Here is an 814-nt window from a genome sequence, read left to right as displayed (position 1 = left end):
CTACTTCGGCGACTACACCGCCGGCGGCGACGAGTGCCACATGGCCTTCCACTTCCCGGTCATGCCCCGCATCTTCATGGCCGTACGGCGCGAGTCCCGCCACCCCGTCTCCGAGATCCTGGCCAAGACCCCGGCCATCCCCTCGGGCTGCCAGTGGGGCATCTTCCTGCGCAACCACGACGAGCTGACCCTGGAGATGGTCACCGACGAGGAACGCGACTACATGTGGGCCGAGTACGCCAAGGACCCCCGCATGCGCGCCAACATCGGCATCCGCCGGCGCCTGGCCACCCTGCTGGACAACGACCGCAACCAGATCGAACTCTTCAACGCCCTGCTGCTGTCACTGCCCGGCTCACCGATCCTCTACTACGGCGACGAGATCGGCATGGGCGACAACATCTGGCTCGGCGACCGCGACGCCGTCCGCACACCGATGCAGTGGACCCCGGACCGCAACGCCGGCTTCTCCTCCTCCGACCCGGGACGGCTGTTCCTGCCCACGATCATGGACCCGGTCTACGGCTACCAGGTCACCAACGTCGAGGCGTCCATGGCGTCACCGTCCTCGCTGCTGCACTGGACCCGCCGGATGATCGAGATCCGCAAGCAGAATTCCGCCTTCGGCCTGGGCACCTACACCGAACTGCCGTCGACGAACCCCGCCGTCCTCGCCTTCCTGCGGGAGTACGAGGACGACCTGGTGCTCTGCGTGAACAACTTCTCCCGCTTCGCGCAGCCCACCGAACTCGACCTGAGCGCCTTCGAGGGCCGCCACCCGGTCGAGCTGTTCGGCGGGGTGCGCTTCCCGGCC

General features: G+C 67.4%; 1 protein-coding gene. It reads left to right on the top strand.

Features of this window, described 5'->3' with window-relative positions; translation table 11 throughout:
- On the top strand, positions 1-814 hold an 814-nt coding region (locus ACFP2V_RS38605), incomplete at both ends, for an alpha-glucosidase C-terminal domain-containing protein (RefSeq protein WP_381221444.1).

It is taken from the genome of Streptomyces incanus, from assembly GCF_042656345.1.
Lineage (GTDB): Bacteria > Actinomycetota > Actinomycetes > Streptomycetales > Streptomycetaceae > Streptomyces > Streptomyces incanus.
This window is presented reverse-complemented; position numbering and strand designations above follow the sequence as displayed.